The organism is Streptomyces sp. NPDC101776, assembly GCF_044766845.1.
In the GTDB taxonomy this organism is placed as follows: Bacteria; Actinomycetota; Actinomycetes; order Streptomycetales; family Streptomycetaceae; genus Streptomyces.
Map to the genome: position 1 here is coordinate 1 of NZ_JBIWMV010000061.1, position 1,677 is coordinate 1,677.

The following is a 1,677-nucleotide window of genomic DNA, read 5'->3' on the forward strand; positions in this document are numbered from 1 at the left end:
CCTCGCGCTTTCATGAGCGTGCTCGTCCATGCCTTGATCAAATAAGCGAAGAGTGCTCCTGACCTGCAACGATGGGACTTGTCGAGGGTCCTGTCAGCTGCACGGAAAGAAGCACTCTCCAGGTGAGTAAGCGTATCGGGTTGTACCCGCGTGTCCGTGTCGAGGGCGGTGGCAGCGGGGCGGTCTCGCAGGCCGGGGCGGTGCTGTTGGTCGAGACGGTCCGCAAGTCCGGGCTGGACACCGCGATATCGGCGGCGCTGGCGCCGTGGCGCAAGCCGCGGACGGTGCACGATCCGGGCAAGGTCCTGCTGGATGTCGCGCTCGGAGTCGCTCTGGGCGGGGACTGCCTCGCCGATGTCGCCATGCTGCGGGCCGAGGCCAACCTGTTCGGCCCGGTGGCGTCCGACCCGACGGTCTCCCGGCTCATCGACGCCCTCGCCGCAGCCGGGCCGAAGGCCCTCACCGCGATCCGCACGACGCGAGCCGAAGTACGGTCGCGGGTCTGGGAGTTGGCCGGTGAGAACAGTCCTGCCGCCGGTGGCAGTGTGATCGTGGACATCGACGGGGTGCTGGTCCTTGCGCACTCCGAGAAGCAGGACGCCACCGCGACCTGGAAGAAGACCTTTGGCCATCATCCGCTCGTCGCGTTCGTCGACCACGGCCCGGCCGGGTCCGGGGAGCCGGTGGCCGCGCTGCTGCGGCCCGGCAACGCGGGCTCCAACACCGCCTCCGATCACATCACCACCGCCCAGCTCGCCTTGGCCCAACTGCCGAAACATCTGCGGCGGGGACGGCAGACCTTGATCCGAACCGACTCCGCCGGCGGCACCCATGCCTTCCTGGACTGGCTCTCCAAACCGGGCCGGTGGCTGTCGTATTCCATCGGAATGACCATCACCGACGCCATCCACCAGGCCGTCCTGAAGATCCCGAAGAAGGCGTGGACGCCGGCCTACGACGCCGGCGGCACCGAGCGGCCCGGCGCCTGGGTCGCAGAGATCACCGACATGCCCGACCTGAGCACCTGGCCGAAGGGGATGCGGCTGATCGTCCGCAAGGAACGGCCGCACCCCGGCGCCCAGTTGCGCTTCACCGACCTCGACGGGCTGAGGCTGACCTGCTTCGCCACCAACACCAAACGCGGTCAGCTCGCCAACCTCGAACTGCGCCACCGCCGCCGAGCCCGCTGCGAGGACCGCATCAGAAACGCCCGCACCACCGGTCTGCGCAACCTGCCCCTGCACGACACCGCACAAAACCAGGTCTGGCTGGAGATCATCTCCCTCGCGCTCGACCTCCTCGCCTGGATGCCGATGCTCGCCCTGACCGGCCAGACCCGCCGCTGGGAACCGAAGAAGCTTCGCCTGCGGCTGTTCTCCGCTGCCGCCCAGCTCGTGAACACCGGCCGCCGCAACTGGCTCCGCTTCACGACCCGATGGCCCTGGACCGACGTCATCATCCATGCGATCGGCAGGCTCAACAGCCTCCCGAACCCCGGCTGACCAGCCACTTCGGCCATCCCGACAACCCGAACCACATCACCGGCGAAGTGGAACCCGGCGCCCACCCGACGCGACAACCGGGCCGAAAGCGTGCCCCAACCCCGAAAAGACCGCACCTCACAAACACAGAGTCCCCGTCAGCACACCGACGAGGACTCATGAACGATCGAGGCTA

At 68.0% G+C, this 1,677-nt stretch carries 1 protein-coding gene; it reads left to right on the forward strand.

Annotated features, from left to right (window positions below; genetic code table 11):
- Positions 1 to 122: 122 nt before the first annotated feature.
- Positions 123 to 1,502, forward strand: coding sequence for an IS1380 family transposase (locus ACIRRY_RS51790; protein WP_403988147.1), 1,380 nt, complete (start codon positions 123 to 125; stop codon positions 1,500 to 1,502).
- Positions 1,503 to 1,677: the final 175 nt, after the last annotated feature.